General features: G+C 38.2%; 2 protein-coding genes. Both read right to left on the reverse strand.

All coding sequences use genetic code 11. The features are described from left to right. Positions 1–56: 56 nt before the first annotated feature. On the reverse strand, positions 57–809 hold the full coding sequence (gene istB, locus FYJ58_RS14570) for an IS21-like element helper ATPase IstB (RefSeq protein ID WP_154520388.1): 753 nt from the start codon (positions 807–809) through the stop codon (positions 57–59). Continuing rightward, positions 802–2097, reverse strand: a complete 1296-nt coding sequence (istA, locus tag FYJ58_RS14575) for an IS21 family transposase (protein ID WP_154520389.1) — start codon at positions 2095–2097, stop codon at positions 802–804. The genes istB and istA overlap by 8 nt, the downstream gene beginning before the upstream one ends. Positions 2098–2179: the final 82 nt, after the last annotated feature.

Here is a 2179-nt window from a genome sequence, read left to right on the forward strand (position 1 = left end):
TATAAATGTCAATACAAAAATGTACAAAAGTTCCAAAATAATAATGTACAACTTTTTTAATTTTCAGTCTGGATATGATCTTTAAGCCGATATGATTTTCCGGATATTGTAATTACATGTGCATGATGCAGAACCCTGTCCAAAATGGCATTGGCTACAACTGCATCATAAAACACAGAATCCCAGTCACTGAAATTTATATTTGTTGTTAGAATGGTACTTTTCTTTTCGTACCTCATGTCAATCAGCTGGAAAAACAGATTTGAATCTTCCTTGTTGATGGGAAGGTATCCCAGCTCATCAATAATCAGAAGCCTGTATTTACTGAAGTGCTTCAGCCTGTCATTCAAACGGTTTTCTGACTTTGCTTTTTTCAGCTGCTGCAGTAAATCATTGCATTTTATAAAATATGTGCTGATTCGCTTTTTGGCTGCAGTAATCCCTATGGAAGTTGCCAGATGTGTCTTCCCCACTCCGCTTGGACCAAGAAATACAAGGTTTTCATTTTCTTCCAGAAATCTCAGTGTGTTATATTCAAAAATTTCCTGCCGGTTTATTCCCGGCTGAAATGAAAAATCAAAGTCCTCCAGTTCCTTATGGTGTGGGAACGCTCCTGCTTTTACCATGGAACGTGCAGCATTTTCTGCTTTGTAGTCTGCCTCAAAATTGGTCAGTTTCAACAGACCCTCCGAAAATGAAAGGCTGTTTGCTGACACAAAATCTGCAACCTCACTCAGATGCAGCTGCATCTGTGGTAGTTTTAATGCTTCAAGATTGTGGCATAACTGTTGGTAAGTGCTGTTATTCATAACGGTATACATCTCCTATCACTGACAGATTTTCCTTTGCACGGCTTTCTATGTCCTCTTTTTGGAAGGAATGGGACTGCTGTGCAATTGCAATATAGTGTTTTTCATGATAATTCAGTTTTTTTGAACTCAGACTGTGCAAAGTCACGAGAGTTGTGTTATAATAAATGTGTATGTAATTGTCATATACCTGTAATTTCATCTCCCTTCCAATGTACTCCGGCGGTACGGAATACTGTGAATTTTTGTATGTTACCATACTGGATGGATTTACCCTGGAACGGTATGTGTCAATCCGATAATGCTTTCTTATTTCTTCTGTGGGAAGGGGATTTAAGAAAGCTTTTTCTTTTTCAAAATAAAGCAGTGGAATTCTTCCTGTTCCCTGTTTTACCTGGCTGTTGATGCGGTTGTTGATACGTTCTATAAGTTCACATAATTCGGTATAATCAAGCCGGCCGCTATAAGCACGGATTTCATCCAGTATCTTCATTGGTGCTTCCACCTTTGCCTTGGTCTGCGGTCTGCCTGCAATGCATGGTCTGATTTGAAAACCGTAATCTTTGGCAAACTGTTCAAAACGTACATTGACTTTGCCTTTGGAAGCATCTGTTCTTGACTGGTCCATAACCGTTTTCATGTTGTCGGTGACAATTTCCTGCGGAACCCCGCCAAATGTCTCGAATGCATCGTTTAGAAGTGCGAGAAGAACATCCTGTGTTCTGCTTAAAGATAAGCGGTATACACGGAACCGTGAATATGAGAGCAGTAGGACAAGGACATTGATGGTTATGGTTTCTCCTGATTTTAGTACAAACGGAATGTTTTCTTTCCAGTCAAGCTGTGCCTGCTTTCCTTCCGGTGTTTCAAAACGGATGACCGGCCTGTCTGCATTGGATGGCTTTTTTTCTTTAAAATATGCTGCAAACTCTTCATGAGAGTTAATGTAATGACAAAAGTTGGAATATTTGCAGTTATTTAATCCATGGTTGTCAACCAGATACTGCCACAGTATCCTTTTATAATAAAAGACCTGTGAGTTCTGCTCAGAAAGCAGTTCCTGTATTACATCATAATATTTATCCAGCCGCGAGCCTTTTTTTCTTTTTTTTGATTTCTGAAAACCATTTATATACTTGTCAACGGTTCTCCTGTCAACACCAAGCTCCCTTGCAATCTGGCTTTTATTGATGTTTAGTGAAGAATTTTCTGTAAACGGTTTCAATTTGTATAAGTCCTCCAATGAATTAATTTTTAAATCTACAATGATGCTGCTTTTTAAAATCATACTGTTTACCTCCATGGTAACAGTATAGCATCTGTACATTTTTATTTTGGATTTTTTGTACATATATATTGTACCATTTATA

This window comes from Velocimicrobium porci (assembly GCF_009696045.1).
GTDB classification, from domain to species: Bacteria; Bacillota; Clostridia; order Lachnospirales; family Lachnospiraceae; genus Velocimicrobium; species Velocimicrobium porci.

Excerpts from the sequence above, each read along its gene's own strand:
- istB (WP_154520388.1), bottom strand. The coding sequence starts at position 809 with ATGAATAACAGCACTTACCAACAGTTATGCCACAATCTTGAAGCATTA.
- istA (WP_154520389.1), bottom strand. The coding sequence starts at position 2,097 with ATGATTTTAAAAAGCAGCATCATTGTAGATTTAAAAATTAATTCATTG.